Here is a 17,743-nt window from a genome sequence, read left to right as displayed (position 1 = left end):
TTATCGATGATACAATACTTTTGAAAAATTATGAAAAAAATCGTGACATTACATCTATACACATGGGATGATAAACTATTGTACAGTTAACGTTGGTAGAGGAGGGAAACTAGTGGCAGATAAAGAAAAAGATCAAGATCAAGTCATTGATGAAGCTGTAGGAGAAAAAGACATACGAAGGTTGGAGTTTCGTGGAGGAGTCTTTACCGCGACCATTCCTTTGGTGTTTTTCATCATATGGGCGATTGTATTAAGTGTCACAGGGCTTGTGACCGAACAAGCATTAGTATTAGGGATGGTCATTGGAATTGCCATTGGTTTATTCCTATGTAAGTCCAAATGGTCGGATTATGCACAAAGCTTAATATCCGGCATGGCCCAGCCAGTAGGGGTCGTTGCCATCATTGCCTGGTTTTGGGCAGGAATGTTTGCAAACATGTTATCCGCTGGCGGATTAGTCGACGGCCTTATTTGGTTCGGTTTCCAATCCGGACTGGAAGGGGGAGCTTTTGTCGGCATTACTTTTCTTCTGGCAGGGTTGTTTTCAACAGCTGTCGGTACCGGTTATGGTACAGTAGCGACTTTTGGTGTTCTGATGTATCCGGCTGGAGTCATTCTAGGAGCAGATCCTGTTATTCTCCTGGCTGCGATTTTGAGTGGAGCGGTCTTTGGAGATAACCTGGCCCCTGTATCAGACACGACCATTGTTTCTGCAACAACTCAAGATGCTGACGTACCAGGAGTTGTGCGTTCGCGTTTCAAATATTCCATTACTGCAGCCATTCCAGCTCTCATTTTATTTGTAATTTTTGGCGGTGGTGGAGAGATGGGCAGTCAGCAAGTGGTCAGTGAGCTTCAAAATGAAGTTTCACCTGAAGGTCTTCTTATGTTGGCTCCATTTGCATTGGTTCTCTATTTAGCCTTAAGTGGTCACCATTTATTGACCTCGCTTTCGTACGGGATTTTGGCCGCAGGCGTGTTTATCCTTCTTTCCGGTCATTCCTTGAAAGAGGTCCTGCATATCCATAAGAATGATGCGGGAGAAGCGGTGATTGAAGGGGCGTTAATTGATGGAATCAGTGGCTATTTCAATATGGCTATATTAATTTTATTCATATTGGCAGCCGCCTATCTGTTGGACGTAGCAGGTACGATGGATGTCATTAAAAACTTCTTCTTGAAGCTGATCAACAATGTTGTCCGCCGAGCTGAACTTTCAATTTTCGGAATAGTCGCTTTCTTGAATGTATTTATAACGATTAACACGGCAGCTGAGATTGCTGCGGCACCTTTTGTTCGTAAATTAGGTACAGAAATGAATATTCATCCGTACCGTAGAGCCAACTTGCTCGATACCGTCACATCTTCACTTGGCTACATCTTCCCTTGGAGTGGCGGAGTTTTGCTCGCATGGGCTACCGTCCAGGGAGCAGCCGATCAATATGATTTCCTTCCTGTAGTCGGACCCGGAGAAGTCTTTCCGTTCGTCTTCCAGGGATGGTTATTATTGATTGTCATGTTTATTGCGGCATGGACAGGATGGGGACTTCGTTACACCGGTAAAAATGGTGAGGAAGTTAAACCAGAGGATTTTAAAAAGTAAGTAGTAAGAGTAACCCCCTGAGTGGTCACCACTCAGGGGGTTGTTTTTGTATTACGCATGAATGTGGGTCTTTACTTCTTTCATTTGATCCAGGTGTCGTAGTTCATGCCAACCGATAAACTCTACCCATTGTTCCAAGTTCATATCTCCGAAAGCGGGATGAGGGAATACGCGGTTTTGCAAAGTTTCCTCTTCTTTATTATGAATCAGGAACAAAGTTGCTTCGCGTGTCTTTTTCAAACCTTCTTTTGCATCATCCAGGGTTTTGAATTCTCCCTTAGGGCGGACAGCCTCTGGTGCTTCAACTTTATAGTCGCGGTTCGTCGTCTTATGGATCGGTTTTTCTGTTGCCTGTTGTGTGTCTCCCTGTTTAAGAGCCTGGTTAATCTGATAAACGATTAGTTGTTCCATTAAGTATAAGTGTTCTAAAACTTCAAGAATTGACCAACGATCTTCTTCAGGCTTAACGGATGCTTCTTGATCTGAAACTTCCTCAACAAAATGGAGCAGTTCCTTTCTTTTCTCATCTAAGCCATACATACAGATTCTCCCTTTCAAGTGAAGTTACATAGAGTCTATCACAACTCTAATAAAAGTTTCTTTCCCCAGCCCCTCCAAAAATGAAACCTTTTCCACCACCCTTCGTATGTACAGACAAGAAAAGGAAAAAAATGCATGACCAGGTCATACAGATTATTCCAATTTTAAGTAAGGAGGAATCAGGTGAAGAAACTCCTTGGAGCTTTTATCGTTTTCCTTTGTTTTATCGGGGCTGTGGTATTCTTTGTCGATAAAGGTGAATCCGTTCTTCAAAGTAAGGAAGAGGTAGAAATTGGTGTACCAGGTGTTACAGGATATTCCATTACATATGACAGCAAAGGTACTGAAATTCCGGGTCTTTGGGTGGAGCCGGATGATATTGATGGAAAACTTCCCTTACTCATTCACAATCGTGGAGGGGTGGGAGAAAGTTCGTTGACTGATGCACAAGAACTTATAAACCTATCTTATTGGGCGAATCAGGGGTATGTTGTACTCGCGACTCACTATAGGGAGAACGCAGAAAAAAAGTTTGAACCAACCCATACGGAAGATTTTGTTCGAGACGTGCTGGATATAAAAAAGGTTGGGGCAGAGTTGGCACATGTAGATGAAGAACGAACGGTCATGCTTGGATACTCCCGTGGCGGATGGATGAGTTTACTCGCTGTTCAACAGGATATGGAGGTTGATGCTGTAGCTGTCATTGGAGGCATTACCGACTTGGAGCAGCTATATCTCACACAGCCTGAACCTGTCCAGCAACAAATTGCACAGCTAATGGGAAAACCAGGTGGTGAACAAAGCTGGTATCGTGAGCTTGCCCCGATTCATTGGGTGGAGGATCTTGTTGTACCAACACTAATGCTTCACGGAGAAAGAGATCAGACAGTCCCGGTTGAACAGGCACGAGTGTTTGCAGACTTAATGGAACGTGATCATGATCTTCATCGGTATGTCGAATATGAAAATGGAGATCACGGTCTGAGTCTGCATTTCGATGAGTATGCTCCTGAGGTGTTGGATTGGTTTGAAAAGCATCTAGAGGAGAAGGGGAAATAAAATGTATATAGGCCGGTTTAATCATCGCCACTTAGATACAGATACGCAAACTTTAGGACTCGATTTTGATCCATCGTGGTATAGAAGCAATGAGGAAGCATAAATAACCTTAGAATACGATAAGGAGGAACATACAATGAGCGACTACTCCATTGATGAATTTATTAGAAAAACGAAGCAGGATGAATCAGAGAATGATTATTTTGAACTGGAGACCCCGAGAATTCTCGAGGTAAACCTCCTCGATCAAGTGTGGGCGAAAGCGGGTGCGATGATTTCCTATAATGGAAACATTAAATTTGAAAGAGAGGGTATCCTTGAGCATGGCGTCGGCCGTTTATTTAAAAAAGCAATGACCGGCGAAGGGAGTTCTTTAATGAAGGCCACTGGCCGTGGGCGCCTTTACCTTGCAGACCAAGGCAAGAAGATTACTATTTTCGATCTGGATAATGAAACCATTACGGTGAATGGGAACGACCTTCTTGCCTTTGAGCCAAGCATTGACTGGGATATTAAATTAATGAAAAAAGTAGCCGGTATGGTTTCTGGCGGCTTGTTCAACGTGACCCTCAGCGGAAGTGGACGCGTTGCGATTACTTCGCATTATGAACCATTAACATTGTTGGTCCGTCCTGGAGAACCTGTGATTACTGACCCACATGCTACTGTTGCCTGGTCCGGACACTTGGAGCCCAATTTCAAAACAGACATTAGTTTTAAAACGCTGATTGGACGTGGAAGCGGGGAGTCCATTCAAATGGAATTTGAAGGAGAAGGATTCGTCATTGTGCAGCCGTTCGAAGAAGTTTACACGACGGGGCAGAGCTGAGCTGGAGCGGATTTTTTTACAGACAGGCATGAGCATGTTAAGCTTTGAATAGAATAAAAGCAAAGAAATACTCGATGTGCTTTCAATAGAAATTTTTAATTTGTTATCCTTTACTTCGTTACAAAAACGTAGTACTATGGGTACTAACAAAAAATAAATAACGGAAACTTCTTATCCAGAGAGGCGGAGGGACTGGCCCTTTGATGCCCGGCAACCATCGAATCAATCTAAGGATTGACGAGAACGGTGCCAATTCCTGTAGAATGGATCACCATTCTAAGAGATGAGAGGATCGTGCGGATATTAGCGACCCCTTTTCTTACTGGATAAGAAAAGGGGTCTTTTCGTGTTAGCACCATAACCGTCAAGGCTCTCGATAGAAGTTGCGTTAAGGGAAAGGAAAGATGTCAAATGGCAACAGCTATTTTCGGTGCAGGATGTTTTTGGGGAGTAGAAGCGTTTTTTGAAAAATTTGAAGGGGTCACAGAAACAAAGGTCGGTTATATTGGCGGCCATCTGAAGAACCCAACATACGAGCAAGTGAAAGCAGGTAAGAGTGGACACGCGGAATCAGTGAAAGTGAACTACGATCCCACTGTCATCACCTATGCAGAACTTGTGAATATCTTTTTTGAAGCTCACGATCCGACTTCCCGCAATAAACAGGGAATCGACGTTGGTCACCAATACCGTTCTGTCGTTTTTTATTCAGATGCAAGCCAGCAATATATTGCTGAAGAAAAAATTAAAGAGTGGGAAGAAAAAGGAATTTTTAAACGTCCGATTGTGACAGAAGTAGAAGAGGCAACGACCTTTTATGAAGCCGAAGAATATCACCAGAAATATTTACAAAAGCATGGCTCCGCCGCATGCTCCATTGGATAATAAGAAAGGACCCTTTCACAAGGGTCCTTTTTATTTCGGTGAGGCTCAGCATCAAAAAACTTTGTGCTATGAATCAGGAAGGCGTGGATGCCTCTTTAGGACCCTGCCAAATCTTTTATCATCCATAAAAGTTGATGGAAGAAATCAATCTTCCTTTTGCCTGGATACATCCATGGCTTTTAAGAAATAGGCTGTAGGGAGAAGGATGCCGATTCCTGATTCAAGCAGTGCAAAAAAGCGTGCCATCCCAACAGGCAGCATGTCCCCATAACCCACGCTCAATAATGTTTCCCCACTAAAGTAAAGCAAGTCCAAAAAGGCTGGGTCGACAGGTTCACGGGATGATAGACTAGTAATTAGAATGACTCCATCTAAAGATAGCAGATAGTAAAGGAATGCAAATCCCAATAAGACACCTGTGAGGACAAAAAATAATTGAAAAAAGAGTGCTGTGCTGAAGTAGCTTTTTCTGTACGTTTTATTCGTGAAAAAGTACACGAGATTCGCTGCAATGAAAATGATTGCAACGAGGAATAGAGTTTGTACCATTTTCTCTTCTCCTTTTTAAGTAATATGGAAAGGCTATTTCAGCGTCTCCTGGGTAAAGACGAGCAAGCCGTTATAGAAAAAGTACTACCCTGTGTAGAAGTTGCTGTAAACATAAATGAGAGGAAAGGGGCTGGGCTTTTGTGGATAAATGACGCAATATTGATCGTGATGTGTGGCTTCATGGTATTGGGAGCCCTTGATTATTATGTACTTAATCATCGCCTATCTCTCGGCTGGAGGTTTTACGAAGCGTTTATGATGATGGGACCGCTTGCTCTGTCGATGGTCGGGATCATCTCCCTCGCTCCTGTACTTTCCCAGTGGTTGTCCCCAGTCATCCGCCCAGTGTTTTTATGGTTTGGGGCAGATCCATCAATGTTTGCATCCATGATGCTTGCTATTGATATGGGGGCCTACCCTTTGGCAGAAACCCTAGCCTTAGAGGAGGAAGCGGCTACCTTTTCCTGGGCACTCCTCGGCACGATGATGGGTCCAACGCTTGTTTTCACTATTCCTGTTGCGCTTACGATTGTAAAAAAGGAGGATCGACCCTTCTTTTCAAGAGGAATTTTAGCTGGTTTAGTTACGGTGCCGATCGGATGTTATGTCGGGGGTGCTCTGGCAGGATATGAATCCGTTTGGATGTTACGTAATTTGACGCCGGCGATTTTGCTTTCCGCTGTCATCGGGGCAGGGTTATGGCTTTTTACAAACGTAACGATCCGGCTATTTTCTTATTTCGGAAAAACCATTGAAATCATAATCATTACTGGTCTCGCACTTATAATTATTGAAACATTGACAGGGTTTGTTGTACTCCCCGGGATGGCTCCTTTATCCGAAGGGATGGTCATTGTCGGAAGGATTACCGTTACATTAGCTGGCGCATATCCTCTTGTGGCTTTTATCAATCAGCGGGGAGAAAAATGGATAGGGCGACTGAGTGGTAGATTAGGGGTGAATTCTACGTCCTTAACAGGGTTGATCGCCTCCACGGCGCACCACTTACCTATGCTGGCGACGATGAAAGACATGGATGAACGAGGAAAAACCGTCAACGCTGCGTTTGCTGTGAGTGGAGCGTTTGTTATTGGCAGCCATTTCGCATTCGTGGCGAGTGTGGAAAAGGATATGATCTTTCCAGTATTGATCGGTAAATTGACAGCAGGCCTCTTAGCTGTTGGACTGGCTTTGTGGATGACGAGAGAAAGCAAATCATTTTCTTCGAGTGTCGAAACTCTATATAATGAAAAGTGAATCCACTGAAAAAGGAGTTTTTTCATGAAAACAGAAATGAGAAAGCATTATGATGAATACATTGAAAAATTCAAGAAAGCAACTCCTGAGGAAATTCAAGAAAAGATGAAGAAAGCGATTGATGAACTTGAATCTTCAAATGACGGAGATGGTTTGTCTACAGGTGAGAAAGCGCCAAATTTCAATTTACCTGACGCAAAAGGAGAAACGGTCGAACTGTATGAACAATTGAAAAGTGGACCGGTTGTCCTTACATTTTACCGCGGGGGCTGGTGCCCTTACTGCAACATGGAACTGAGAGCCTATCAGCAGATTCTAGATGAGATTCATGGACAAGGAGCTGAATTAATGGCGATCAGTCCACAAACTCCCGATCAGTCATTGACCACCCAGGAGAGAAATGAACTGAACTATCATGTACTGAGCGATGTTGGCAATGAAGTGGCCAATCAATATAATTTAGTGTATCAATTACCAGATTATCTTGTTGAGGTGTACAAAGACAAAGGGCTGCAGGTGGATAAACACAATGGCGACGAAACTTGGACCCTGCCTGTCTCCGCCACTTATATCATTGATGCAGATGGTACGATTGTGTATGACTACACGAAGGCTGATTACAAAGATCGAGCCGAACCATCTGATGTTCTTGAAGAATTGAAAAAAATAAACACTTAATAACTTACAAAGCGCCCTCTGGATCCAGAGGGCGCTTTCATTTTTTTACATAAAGAGATTCAGATTCATAAAGAAGAAATAGGTAGCAAGGATGAATATAAGGATGCAGGACTGCAGACAAAGCCCAACGATGCTGCATACCTTTCCACCTAGGGCGTAACGATATCCAGGGGCATTGGTGGAGAGCTCATCAAGAGCTTTATTGGCAAAAAGAAACCCCAACCATCCAAGAATGATACCGACGAAAGGAAGAAAAATGGACATCATTCCTAACACACAAGATGTAACGGCCTTTTGATACATCAACAATCACCGCCCACTACTTTGTATATCGATTGGCGTAACTGCTTGCGACAATGGAATCCGGTTTAATCTTCGCTTCCATTCCCAGTGACTCGATTCTGGCCATCATTTCATTTACATAGACTCTTGTCCTGTTTCGATCTCCACTCCCGATATCAATGTGTCCTTCAATTGTAAACGTGGCTCCTTTATAGATATAAGGCAGGACAACTTCAATGAGGGCGTTCTTCTTTTCTTCCGTAAACAAGGAAGCCACTTGTTCCGTTAATGATGTCTCGTAGGAAATACGTTCATGCAGGGTAGTCATTTCTCTGTGCACTACTTCTTTGCGGAAACAGGCCCAGGCCCCTTTTCCAACTCGTTGGATGACAATCCCGGTAATGAACAGGGTGTGGGAGGGGTGAACTTGAGAATCCGTCCCCATCATTAACTTGTAATCCCCAATAGGATCACTTTTCATAAAGGTCAGAATATGAGAAAACACTTCTTCGAACTTCATTTTTTTATGGGTGAGGTTTTGAAATACATGGGATTGGTTCACAGTAGCCAACTCCTTAAATTTTTCAAAAGAAAGGGATTGTACGTCAATGAGCTAGTGACCATTCTGTTATTAAGATATTCATAGACCTACTCGAAAGATAACATGAATTTATCGAGAGTATGTGTCAGTGTTGAAAAATTTATGTGCATTTTCATTGAAAAAAAGATTTATCCCAAATGTGCCAAAGGAATCAGCACCACAAATCAAGAAGGAGTATTACACACAAGTTCCGAAACTAAGTATTAAATAAAAGCTCCCTTTACTTGAAGACTCAGTTTTGAGACTTTTGTTGAGCGGGTGGGGGCTGCGGGGAATAACTCGCTTTCCGCGGGAGCGCGGTGAGCCTCCTCGGACTGCGTCCTGTGGGGTCTCGCCATTCCCCTCCGCCCCTTTTCGATGTAAGTGTCTCAAAACCACTCCCGGAATCAGCTGCTTCTATGCCATGGTAATTGGAGGGAAAGAAACTTTTAATTGGAGGGAAAGAAACTTTTAAAGACGCTATTCTACATACGGAAAGCTTGTTATATAGCGCTTTATGCTTTTAAAAGAGGTGGAATGGAAGACACTCCCTCTGAGCAAGGGGTTCGTTCATCACTTTCATGAAAGGGGTGGTTGGGAAGATGCGAGACTCCCGTGGGAGAAAGGAGATAGGCGAGATCCCACAGGACAAAGTCCGAGGAAGCTCGCCACTCCCCCACAGGAAAGCGAGTAGCTTCCCAGCCACCCCTGACGCCCAACAAGGCAACGAACCCTGGAAACATCTCGGAACTGAGTCTTCAACAATCCTGCCATATACTTAAATAAAACAATAACGAAAGGAGGGGGGGTGGTGGTCGAGGAGGTCCTTCGAAGAATTCCTTCTTTAAACGTAGGAGAAGGATTCGTATTAGGAATCGATGGTTTGAGTCGTTCAGGTAAAACGACGCTCACAGAGAAAATAGAAAAGGAACTCAAGAAATCGTCTTTTCCAGTCGTTACGTATCATATCGATGATTACATTGTGGAAAGAGAGAAGAGATACAATACCGGGTATGAACAATGGTACGAATATTATTTTCTGCAATGGGATGTCAAAGCATTAAAGGAAGACTTATTCGAAGTGCTCGAAAAAGAAAGGAATTTAGTTATTATGGAAGGTGTGTTTTTGCAAAGGGAAGAGTGGCGAAGCTTTTTTGATTTTGTGGTCTATGTCCAGTGTCCAAGAAAAGAAAGGTTTTTAAGAGAAAGTGAGCAAACGAGAAAGAATATCGATAAATTTAAAGAACGGTACTGGAAAGCGGAAGATTACTACATAGAAAAGGTCGAGCCTGAAAGACAAGCCGATTTGATTATGAAATCCTCCTTATGAAAACAAAAAAGGAGAAAAGGCGCACCTCTTCTCCGTACATGTGTTAAAAAATAAAGATCCACATAAGAATGGCTGTTATGACAAATGTGATGGCGTAAATGGTCGTCAGTAGCGGAATGCTCCCTGTATCACTCCCTGCGTTTTTCAACTGTTTGGCGTCATCTTCGGGTGACGATGTGTTTTCAGGTTTGTTTACATGTTTAGCTATAACGATTGTGCCTATCAAGGCAGCTACCGAGGCAATGATGGCAAGTCCGTAATAAATCGGGTACATAGGATGCGCTCCTCTCCCTTTTGTTACTATTATTATAATAGAAGAAAGGTGGAAGTGCTAAAATTCTCTATGCTACATATTTTCAGGTGCCTGAATCCCGAGAATGGACAACCCCTCTTTTAATTGGTGGTTAACGGCATAAATCAATGAAAGGAGCGCTTGTTCCTCATCACTTCCCACTACTTTTGTATGGGCATAAAATTTATTGAAGTGACGGGCACCGTCCAACAGGTGTCTGGCAAGCTTGGATGGGTCATACTCCTGATAAGCCCTTTCAATCACTTCAGGGAAAAGGCGGATGGTTTTGATCAGCGGCCAAGCGGATGCTGTTTGAACGTCTGTTACAGGTTCATTGGGATCAAAGTTCCCTTTTTCTAGTAAGGATACGGTTCGAGCATAGGTGTACTGAATGTAAGGAGCCGTATGGCCTTCAAAGGTAAGCATATCCTCCAAAGAAAATTCCACATCATTGCGACGATCGTGTTTAAGGTCGTGAAAGATGACAGCACCTACCCCGACTTGTTCCGCGACCTCTTCCGCGTCCTTCAATTGAGGGTTCTTTTCCTTTATATTTTTCGCAGCTTGGGAAATGGCCTCTTTCAGCGCTTGTTCAAGTAACACGGTCTTCCCCTGACGTGTGGACATTTTCTTGCCGTCTTGAAGCATCATTCCAAAAGAGATATGTTTTAATTGATCCGCCCAGGCAAGATCTGCTTTTTTCAACACATGCTTGATCTGCTGGAAATGAAGGGTTTGCTCATGGCCGACCACATAGAGTGCTTCATCAAAGTCATACGTTTTCTTCCGATCAATTGCAGCTGTTAAATCCCTTGTGGCATAAATGGTCGTGCCATTACTTTTTCGAATAAGGCAGGGAGGTAATTCTTCCTCATCAAGGCGGACGACTTGTGCGCCTTCTGATTTCTCCAATATCCCTTTTTCCTGCAACATGTCGATGGTCGTATCCATCTTATCATTGTAGTAGGCTTCGCCTCGTGTCAAGTCGAAGGTGATGCCTAAGAGATTGTAAATCTTTTCGAACTCTTCCAGTGAAACGGCTTTGAACCATTTCCACAAGGCCACCGCCTCTTCATCGTTATCCTCCAGTTTCTTGAACCATTCTCTACCTTCGTCAATGAGGGAGGGGTCTTCTTTTGAAGCATGGTGGAACTCTACATACACTCGGGTCAATTCTTGAATTGGGTTCTGCTTGAGACTTTCTTCCTGACCCCATTTGTGATAAGCGGCTAATAGTTTTCCGAACTGAGTACCATAGTCTCCGATGTAATTGATCTTCACCGTTTCATACCCACACTTTTGAGCAAGGTTAGAGAGGGCATTTCCGATTACCGTGGATCTTAAATGGCCCATGGAGAAGGGTTTGGCAATATTGGGAGCTGACATATCAAGGACGACAGTCTTTCCTTTTCCAAATTCGTGAGTCCCAAAGGCTTCCGGGTCTTGGTAAAATTGGTTCAACGTATGTTCAGCGACAAACCCCTGAGCAAGAAAAATATTAATGTAGCCGCCTATTGTCTGCACATCTTTGAATATCGGATGTTTCAATTGACTGGAAACTTCCTCAGCAATCAGATGCGGGCTTTTTTTCAACGTCTTTGCCAGCGGGAAACAAGGAAAAGCCAGGTCACCATGGCTGGACTGCTTAGGGGTTTCAATCTGTTGCTGCACCCAATCCCTTGGATATTCCTCCCCAAGGATATGAGCGATTTGCAAGGCAAGTATTTGTTTTTCCATAAACGACACCTCCATAAAAATAAAAAACCCCGTCTCTAAAAAAGAGACGAGGTTTGTGCTCGCGGTACCACTCTTATAGCTATCGTACAGCCACTCGACGTTGTTAACGGGGGCGTCCCCGGCTTTTTCCCTACTCCATGATTCAGGAAAGCTTCTCAAAAGTCCGTTTCACTACTGAAATCCTGCTCAGGCTTCCACCACCCCTGAGTCGCTGGCCTGTTTCTGGTAGCTACTCTCTTTTTCCTAGAATTTCTATATTTGAAAAGATTATAGCGGAAAGCATTTCCTTTTGCAATCCTTTCCTTGCGAATATCTTGGTTTATTTGGGTGAACATACGATATAGAGGTGATAAGTGATGGATTGGATTTGGAAAGCTGTTCTCATTATTATTGTAGGGACAATCATTCTTCGTATTGCCGGTCGGAAATCCATTTCACAGATGACGTTATCACAGACAGTCATCATGATTGCGATTGGTTCCTTACTGATCCAACCTGTGGCGGGGAAAAATATATGGGTGACATTCGGTGTGGGGGGAGTGCTTGTCCTTACATTGATGGTTATGGAATTCAGCCAGGTGAAATTCGATTTTATGGAACGCTTCCTCACAGGCAGGTCTGTATCCATCATTGAAAATGGACAGTTAAATGAAAAGAATATAAAGAAACTACGTTTTACTGTCGATCAGTTAGAGATGAAGTTAAGGCAGAGCAACGTCACGTCCATTGCTGACCTTAAGTCGGCGACCCTGGAACCAAACGGGCAGGTAGGGTTTGAGTTTAAAGAACATAAAAGACCAGCGACAAAGCAGGACATTGATGACTTATACCAACAAATTACTTCGTTAAAACAAATGTTAAATCCAAATCAGGCCGCACAAATCCCGACAGCGAAACCACCTGGTGAAGATTTATTTAAGGAAGTAGAAACGAAGCAACACCAACAAGTTCATCCTGATCGTTTGAATTAAGTCCCCGTGCAGGCATTTTGATCTATTCCTTGATATAATGGAACAGAGGTGAGAAAAGTGGAATCCGTAAACACCATTGAAGAACTACAGGGATTTGTTCATGAACATCCGCTTTCGATTGTTTATGTATCCAGGCCCGGATGTTCGGTCTGTCATGGTTTGCTTCCGCAAGTAGAGAACTTATTAAACGACTATCCTGAAATTGTATCCAGGCATGTGAACGCTGATGAAGTTCCACAAGTGGCCGGAGAGTTTTCAGTCATGACGGTACCAGCTGTTTTGATCTATTCTGAAGGGAAAGAATTATTCCGCAAAGCCCGCTTTGTTCCGCTCGGGGAGTTGAACCAGCAGCTTGCCAAACTGAATCATTTCATTAATGAAGGATGACCATCTGTTGAAACCCTCAACAGATGGTTTTTTCATATGTTCATACAAAAATATAAAGTCTGATAATTCCCTCAATTTTGCTTTCTCCGGCTTTTCTTGAAAATTCAATCCGCAAATACATGTCTGAGACGAGATTATTTGCGATGAGAAGCGATGAACTGGAAATACCTCTCCATGAAACCGTTTACACTAACTAATTGGCGTATATAGACCCGACTTGCCTAAAACCCCTTGAATAAGATTTGCCCAATGTTATGATGAAAAACGTCTTAAATAAAGCGAACAAAAAATGCGAACGGGAGAGATTAACCCAAATGATTAAACAAACGATTGCTTTTCTAGGTGCAGGCTCTATGGCTGAAGCGATGATTTCAGGCATGGTGGAATCCGGTAATATTCCAGCTGAGAACATCATCGTGACCAATAGAAGTAATCAAGAACGTTTAAACACAATCAATGATAAATATGGCGTACGCACAGTATTGAAAGATGAGTTGAATTTTGCAGAAGTCGACCAATTCATTTTGGCGATGAAGCCAAAAGATATTGATGCTGTACTTGCCGATTTAAAAGATAAATTGACAGCAAACCAAGTACTTGTTTCTGTACTTGCGGGAATCTCAACATCATATATGGAAGAACGATTGAATGAAGGACAGCAAGTCATCCGCGTCATGCCGAATACGTCAAGCATGCTTCGCGAATCAGCGACAGCGATTACTCCAGGACGTTTTGCAGACATGGACAATGTACTTGTTGCAAAAGAACTACTGAAATCCATTGGCGAAGTTTTCGTCATTGAAGAAGATAAAATGGACGTCTTCACAGGAATAGCAGGAAGCGGACCCGCTTACTTCTATTATTTAATGGAACACATTGAAGAGACAGGGCGTGCAGAAGGCATGGATCGTGAAACTCTTCGGGAAATCGGAGCGCAAACGTTGCTGGGAGCAGCAAAAATGATGCTGGAACGTGATGAAAGCCCGACAGAACTACGTGAAAACGTGACATCTCCGAACGGTACAACAGCTGCAGGTCTTAACGCTCTTGATGAAGCAGGTGGAGGTTACGCGATCTCTGAAGCGATTAAAGGAGCAGCCGGCCGCTCGAAAGAATTAAGCAAAGAACTTGAAGGACTACTTGTAGGCAGTAAGTAAACAGAGCAAATTGATGCGAAAAAGTTAAACAGGAGTGATATGTTGAGTCAAGATAAAAAAAGGGTAGTAATTAAAATAGGGAGTAGTTCCCTTACCAGCATGCACGGTGAAGTCAGCCGCCGTAAATTAGAAAAATTAGTAGATGAAGTCGTCCAATTGAAAGACGATGGCCACGAAGTTCTACTCGTATCCTCAGGAGCCGTAGCCGCAGGTTATCGTAAACTCGGTTGTCTAGAGCGCCCGAGCTCTTTGCCTGAAAAACAAGCAGCCGCATCCATTGGCCAGGGTTTATTGATGGAATCTTATTCCGATCTTTTCCTATCTCACGGTTATATGGGTTCCCAGATCCTCATTACCCGTAGCGACTTCTCTGATGAAGACCGCTACAACAATGCACGTAATACGATTAATGTCCTGCTTGAACGCGGCATTATTCCAATCGTCAACGAAAATGACACAATTACGATCGATCGACTGAAATTCGGTGATAACGATACACTTTCTGCAAAAGTAGCAGGACTTGTGGACGCCGATCAATTGATCATCCTATCTGATATTGACGGACTTTACGATGCAGACCCTAGAAAAAATGAGGACGCTAAACTACTTGATAAAGTCCACGAAATTACCCCAGAAATCGAAGCCGCAGCTGGTGATCCAGGTAGTGCAGTCGGCACAGGCGGTATGAAGTCCAAGATTGACGCATTCAAAATTTCCATGGCATCCGGCATCTCTTCCTTCTTAGGAAAAGCAAACACGCCGAACATCGTTTATGATGCTGTGTACGGAGATGCAACAGGAACGTATTTTGAAACAACGACAGATTCTGAAAACCTTGACCAGAAGAAGCAGTGGATTGCCTTCAACTCCGGTCCAGAAGGCGAAGTCATTATCGACCATCGTGCAAAAGAATCAATCGTTGAAATGAAGAAGAGTCTCCTGCCGATGAACGTTCATCATGTGAAAGGACGTTTTGAAAAAGGTGCGGTTGTGCGCATTCACGATCTTGATGGAGATGAGATCGGTCTAGGCGTTGTCAATTATTCTTCAGATGAGATGGAAAAAATGATCAGTCTGACTGAACCCGAACTTGAATCATATGAACAAGCAGCAATCGAACGTAAAGATTTCGTCTGCCACTTAGAAGTTGCCCTGCCCGTAGGTGTTTAAAATAATCAAGGAGGTCTTTGATGACACTAACAACTAATGTGAACGTTGAAGCACAAGCAATTGAAGCGAAGAAAGCTTCGAAGAAATTGATGATCCTTTCTGAAGAAGAGAAAAATCAGGCACTGAATCACTTAGCCGATGTACTGGAACGTGAATACGAGACGATTCTAGCTGCCAATGAAAAAGATTTGGCAAATGGGCGTGAAAAAGGCTTCACCGATGCATTCATGGACCGTCTATCCCTTTCTAAAGAGCGTGTAGCTGAGTTCGCACAAGGGTTACGTGATGTTTCCAAACTTGAAGATCCAACAGGTCAAGTGGTGACTGATTGGACACTTGAAAATGGGCTGCAAGTTGAAAAAGTAACCGTACCTTTAGGTGTAATCGGTATGATTTACGAAGCACGCCCGAACGTGACCGTCGATGCGACTGGTCTTGCACTTAAATCCGGTAATGCGATTGTACTGAAAGGTGGATCTTCTGCGATCAACTCGAACCAGGCAATCGTTGAAGTGATGCACCGTGGTCTTGAAGAAACGAAGATTCCGAAAGAAGCGGTACAATTCATCGCATCCACAGACCGTGCTGCAACGAATGAACTTTTCAAAATGAAAGAACACATCGACGTACTCATTCCGCGTGGTGGTGGAAAGTTGATCCAGGCTGTTGTTGAGAACGCAACAGTACCTGTACTTGAAACAGGTGTTGGGAACTGCCACATCTATGTCGACAAACACGCAGACGTTGAAAAAGCGATCAACATTCTCGTGAACGCGAAAACAGACCGCCCGGCGGTATGTAACGCTGCGGAAACACTTGTCGTCCACAAAGAGTGGTTGAACGACAATAAAGATGCGCTTATCGCTGCATTGAAAGAAAACGACATTGCTGTGCACGGCGATGAGTATATCCTGGATATCATCCCGGGCTCTGTTCTTGCCGGCGAAGAAGACTGGGCGAACGAATACTTGAGCACAGACATCGCCGTTAAAGCTGTGGACGATCTAACGGATGCGATCACACACATCGAAACGTACGGCACGAAACACTCAGAAGCGATTGTGACCGAAGATGCAGAATCAGCAGAGACATTCTTTGCACTTGTTGACGCTGCCGCTCTATATCACAATGCCTCCACACGTTTTACAGACGGTGGTGCGCTAGGCTTTGGTGCGGAAATCGGTATTTCCACACAAAAATTGCATGCCCGTGGCCCAATGGGACTTCCTGCGCTGACAACCGTGAAGTTCTTGATGAAGGGTACCGGCCAAATCCGATAAGGTTTTTAGCGGAAGGGAAACTCTCAGGAGTTTCCCTTCTTTTTTTTTGTGTTTGTGGAGGGTAGGAATGTGCCTTAATGGTGGGGGAAAGTGACCTAACGCAATCGCAAAGTGCCCTAACTGAATTTAAAGTGCCCTAACTAGTAAGGAAAGTGACTTAACGACTGCTGAAAGTGACCTAACTAAATCTATCGTATATTTTCTTGCCTTAGAGTGACGATTGTTGTGGGTGCAACATTGGTTTAGGAGGTACGAGCCACCTTTACGGATCCGATCCCAGTTGAAGCACGGAATTCTCCATTTGTAATCGTGTTTCCGATCAGCAGTTGATGATCTCTCAATAATTGTAAATGAGCATCCTTCGATTACGCCCCACACCGTCCACATAGCCAGTGATCACGACGGCGGATCATACCCAGCAAGCGGCAAGAGGGACACGGCACTCCCCCATTGATCTCATCTTTTGAAATGCCGTATTGTTTCATGACATCCGAATCGTAAGGAGTGTAATCTGATTCAACCTTTATGGATAATTTGTTCAAGTCTTCGTCAGACCAAACATTTTCTCCTGTGAAACCTTCGATGAATGCTCTTAGATGAGTAGGAAGCTGTTTAACGAGAAGGACTCTCTTCCTTTTACTAAGATCTTCTCCTTGAGATGTAAGGGAGGCATTAGAGTTAGCGATGACTATGAAAGAGTGTATGGGGATAGAGGGGAAGCAGGATTTCTGGAGCCAGCGTTGCAACTGGAACATCTGCAATTCTACTTGTACGAAGGGATCTTGAAATATCTCACTTTTTCCTTCTATTTTCCTTATGAGTTTCCGGTGGTCAAGGTCGAAATGGAGTTCCCCTTTGTAGTTTTTCACTTCCAGAATAACTAGGCATTTCTTAGAAATAAGCAGAGTGTCTATCTGAAAAGGTTGGATCCCATCGTGAAGTCTGACATCCTGCATGCTTATCCCTGGCAAGTACTTCATGTAGTGATCAGCTGTTGACTCACCAAAATGCCCGGCAGACAAGCGGCCTAGACGGTTTGCTATTTCCTCTCTGAGGGGATGATGGGTGGTTATTCTATTAAGAAGAGATTCAAGCTTTAAAAGTTCTAATGATTTTTCTCGATACATGTTCTGACTCCTTTTACAATAAATTCA

19 protein-coding genes, 1 riboswitch and 1 other annotated feature are annotated in these 17,743 nt (G+C 43.6%); of the genes, 12 read left to right on the top strand and 7 right to left on the bottom strand.

The genetic code is table 11. The annotated features are described in order from the left end of the window. Nucleotides 1-112: 112 nt before the first annotated feature. A complete protein-coding gene (locus K2225_RS16515) occupies nucleotides 113-1,603 on the top strand; it encodes a Na+/H+ antiporter NhaC family protein (protein ID WP_370632773.1) in 1,491 nt (496 codons plus the stop codon). 51 nt (nucleotides 1,604-1,654) lie between these two features. Here K2225_RS16515 and K2225_RS16510 read toward each other — a convergent pair whose 3' ends face one another. After that, on the bottom strand, nucleotides 1,655-2,143 hold the full coding sequence (locus tag K2225_RS16510; protein WP_220585748.1) for a DinB family protein: 489 nt from the start codon (nucleotides 2,141-2,143) through the stop codon (nucleotides 1,655-1,657). A 183-nt stretch (nucleotides 2,144-2,326) separates the two neighbouring features. Here K2225_RS16510 and K2225_RS16505 point away from each other — a divergent pair, with 183 nt between their 5' ends. The 3 genes from K2225_RS16505 (at nucleotide 2,327) to msrA (ending at nucleotide 4,919) form a co-directional block, all read left to right on the top strand. Further along, nucleotides 2,327-3,205: an alpha/beta hydrolase family protein gene (locus K2225_RS16505; protein ID WP_220585747.1), complete on the top strand. Its 879-nt coding sequence runs from the start codon at nucleotides 2,327-2,329 to the stop codon at nucleotides 3,203-3,205. A 136-nt stretch (nucleotides 3,206-3,341) separates the two neighbouring features. Beyond that, nucleotides 3,342-4,034 (top strand): AIM24 family protein, encoded by a 693-nt coding sequence (locus K2225_RS16500; protein ID WP_146815458.1) that lies wholly within the window; start codon nucleotides 3,342-3,344, stop codon nucleotides 4,032-4,034. 168 nt (nucleotides 4,035-4,202) lie between these two features. After that, a riboswitch (SAM riboswitch) is annotated at nucleotides 4,203-4,324 on the top strand. Between the two features lie 121 nt (nucleotides 4,325-4,445). After that, a complete protein-coding gene (gene msrA, locus K2225_RS16495; protein ID WP_220585746.1) occupies nucleotides 4,446-4,919 on the top strand; it encodes a peptide-methionine (S)-S-oxide reductase MsrA in 474 nt (157 codons plus the stop codon). A 144-nt stretch (nucleotides 4,920-5,063) separates the two neighbouring features. Here the strand turns inward: msrA and K2225_RS16490 are convergent, their stop codons facing one another. After that, nucleotides 5,064-5,468 (bottom strand): ion channel, encoded by a 405-nt coding sequence (locus K2225_RS16490; protein ID WP_220585745.1) that lies wholly within the window; start codon nucleotides 5,466-5,468, stop codon nucleotides 5,064-5,066. Between the two features lie 138 nt (nucleotides 5,469-5,606). Here K2225_RS16490 and eutH point away from each other — a divergent pair, with 138 nt between their 5' ends. Beyond that, nucleotides 5,607-6,725: an ethanolamine utilization protein EutH gene (gene eutH / locus K2225_RS16485; RefSeq protein ID WP_220585744.1), complete on the top strand. Its 1,119-nt coding sequence runs from the start codon at nucleotides 5,607-5,609 to the stop codon at nucleotides 6,723-6,725. 24 nt (nucleotides 6,726-6,749) lie between these two features. Then, the gene (locus tag K2225_RS16480) at nucleotides 6,750-7,403 is read left to right on the top strand and encodes a peroxiredoxin-like family protein (protein WP_220585743.1); all 654 of its coding nucleotides are present in this window, start codon (nucleotides 6,750-6,752) and stop codon (nucleotides 7,401-7,403) included. Nucleotides 7,404-7,448: 45 nt separating this feature from the next. Here K2225_RS16480 and K2225_RS16475 read toward each other — a convergent pair whose 3' ends face one another. Further along, complete coding sequence (locus K2225_RS16475) at nucleotides 7,449-7,709, bottom strand: DUF4190 domain-containing protein (RefSeq protein WP_220585742.1); 261 nt, start codon at nucleotides 7,707-7,709, stop codon at nucleotides 7,449-7,451. Between the two features lie 13 nt (nucleotides 7,710-7,722). Further along, complete coding sequence (locus K2225_RS16470) at nucleotides 7,723-8,205, bottom strand: ribonuclease H-like YkuK family protein (RefSeq protein WP_220586008.1); 483 nt, start codon at nucleotides 8,203-8,205, stop codon at nucleotides 7,723-7,725. Nucleotides 8,206-9,076: 871 nt separating this feature from the next. Here K2225_RS16470 and K2225_RS16465 point away from each other — a divergent pair. Further along, the gene (locus tag K2225_RS16465) at nucleotides 9,077-9,595 is read left to right on the top strand and encodes an AAA family ATPase (protein WP_370632772.1); all 519 of its coding nucleotides are present in this window, start codon (nucleotides 9,077-9,079) and stop codon (nucleotides 9,593-9,595) included. A gap of 43 nt (nucleotides 9,596-9,638) precedes the next feature. Here the strand turns inward: K2225_RS16465 and K2225_RS16460 are convergent, their stop codons facing one another. Both K2225_RS16460 and argS read right to left on the bottom strand, forming a co-directional pair. Then, entirely contained in the window at nucleotides 9,639-9,869 is a 231-nt protein-coding gene (locus tag K2225_RS16460; RefSeq protein WP_220585740.1) for a hypothetical protein, read from the bottom strand. Nucleotides 9,870-9,941: 72 nt separating this feature from the next. Continuing rightward, complete coding sequence (gene argS / locus K2225_RS16455) at nucleotides 9,942-11,624, bottom strand: arginine--tRNA ligase (protein WP_220585739.1); 1,683 nt, start codon at nucleotides 11,622-11,624, stop codon at nucleotides 9,942-9,944. Nucleotides 11,625-11,663: 39 nt separating this feature from the next. Beyond that, nucleotides 11,664-11,878, bottom strand: a binding site (T-box leader). 102 nt (nucleotides 11,879-11,980) lie between these two features. Between argS and K2225_RS16450 the strand changes: the two genes are divergently transcribed. The 5 genes from K2225_RS16450 to K2225_RS16430 all read left to right on the top strand — a co-directional run bounded on the left by K2225_RS16450 (nucleotide 11,981) and on the right by K2225_RS16430 (nucleotide 16,589). Beyond that, nucleotides 11,981-12,595 carry a DUF421 domain-containing protein gene (locus K2225_RS16450; protein ID WP_220585738.1) on the top strand — a complete coding sequence of 205 codons (615 nt, stop codon included), beginning with the start codon at nucleotides 11,981-11,983 and terminating at the stop codon, nucleotides 12,593-12,595. Nucleotides 12,596-12,652: 57 nt separating this feature from the next. Beyond that, the gene (locus K2225_RS16445) at nucleotides 12,653-12,982 is read left to right on the top strand and encodes a thioredoxin family protein (protein ID WP_146815442.1); all 330 of its coding nucleotides are present in this window, start codon (nucleotides 12,653-12,655) and stop codon (nucleotides 12,980-12,982) included. 314 nt (nucleotides 12,983-13,296) lie between these two features. Continuing rightward, on the top strand, nucleotides 13,297-14,139 hold the full coding sequence (proC, locus tag K2225_RS16440) for a pyrroline-5-carboxylate reductase (RefSeq protein WP_220585737.1): 843 nt from the start codon (nucleotides 13,297-13,299) through the stop codon (nucleotides 14,137-14,139). Between the two features lie 39 nt (nucleotides 14,140-14,178). After that, complete coding sequence (gene proB / locus K2225_RS16435) at nucleotides 14,179-15,309, top strand: glutamate 5-kinase (protein ID WP_220585736.1); 1,131 nt, start codon at nucleotides 14,179-14,181, stop codon at nucleotides 15,307-15,309. A gap of 20 nt (nucleotides 15,310-15,329) precedes the next feature. Next, complete coding sequence (locus tag K2225_RS16430) at nucleotides 15,330-16,589, top strand: glutamate-5-semialdehyde dehydrogenase (RefSeq protein ID WP_220585735.1); 1,260 nt, start codon at nucleotides 15,330-15,332, stop codon at nucleotides 16,587-16,589. Nucleotides 16,590-16,954: 365 nt separating this feature from the next. On the opposite strand, the gene K2225_RS16425 is transcribed toward K2225_RS16430, so the two are convergent. Continuing rightward, nucleotides 16,955-17,716 carry a nuclease-related domain-containing protein gene (locus K2225_RS16425; RefSeq protein ID WP_220585734.1) on the bottom strand — a complete coding sequence of 254 codons (762 nt, stop codon included), beginning with the start codon at nucleotides 17,714-17,716 and terminating at the stop codon, nucleotides 16,955-16,957. Nucleotides 17,717-17,743: the final 27 nt, after the last annotated feature.

It is taken from the genome of Halobacillus sp. Nhm2S1 (genome assembly GCF_019599545.1).
Classification (GTDB): Bacteria; Bacillota; Bacilli; order Bacillales; family Halobacillaceae; genus Halobacillus.
Note: the sequence above shows the minus strand (reverse complement) of the source record. Positions and strands in the feature narration are given on the sequence as shown.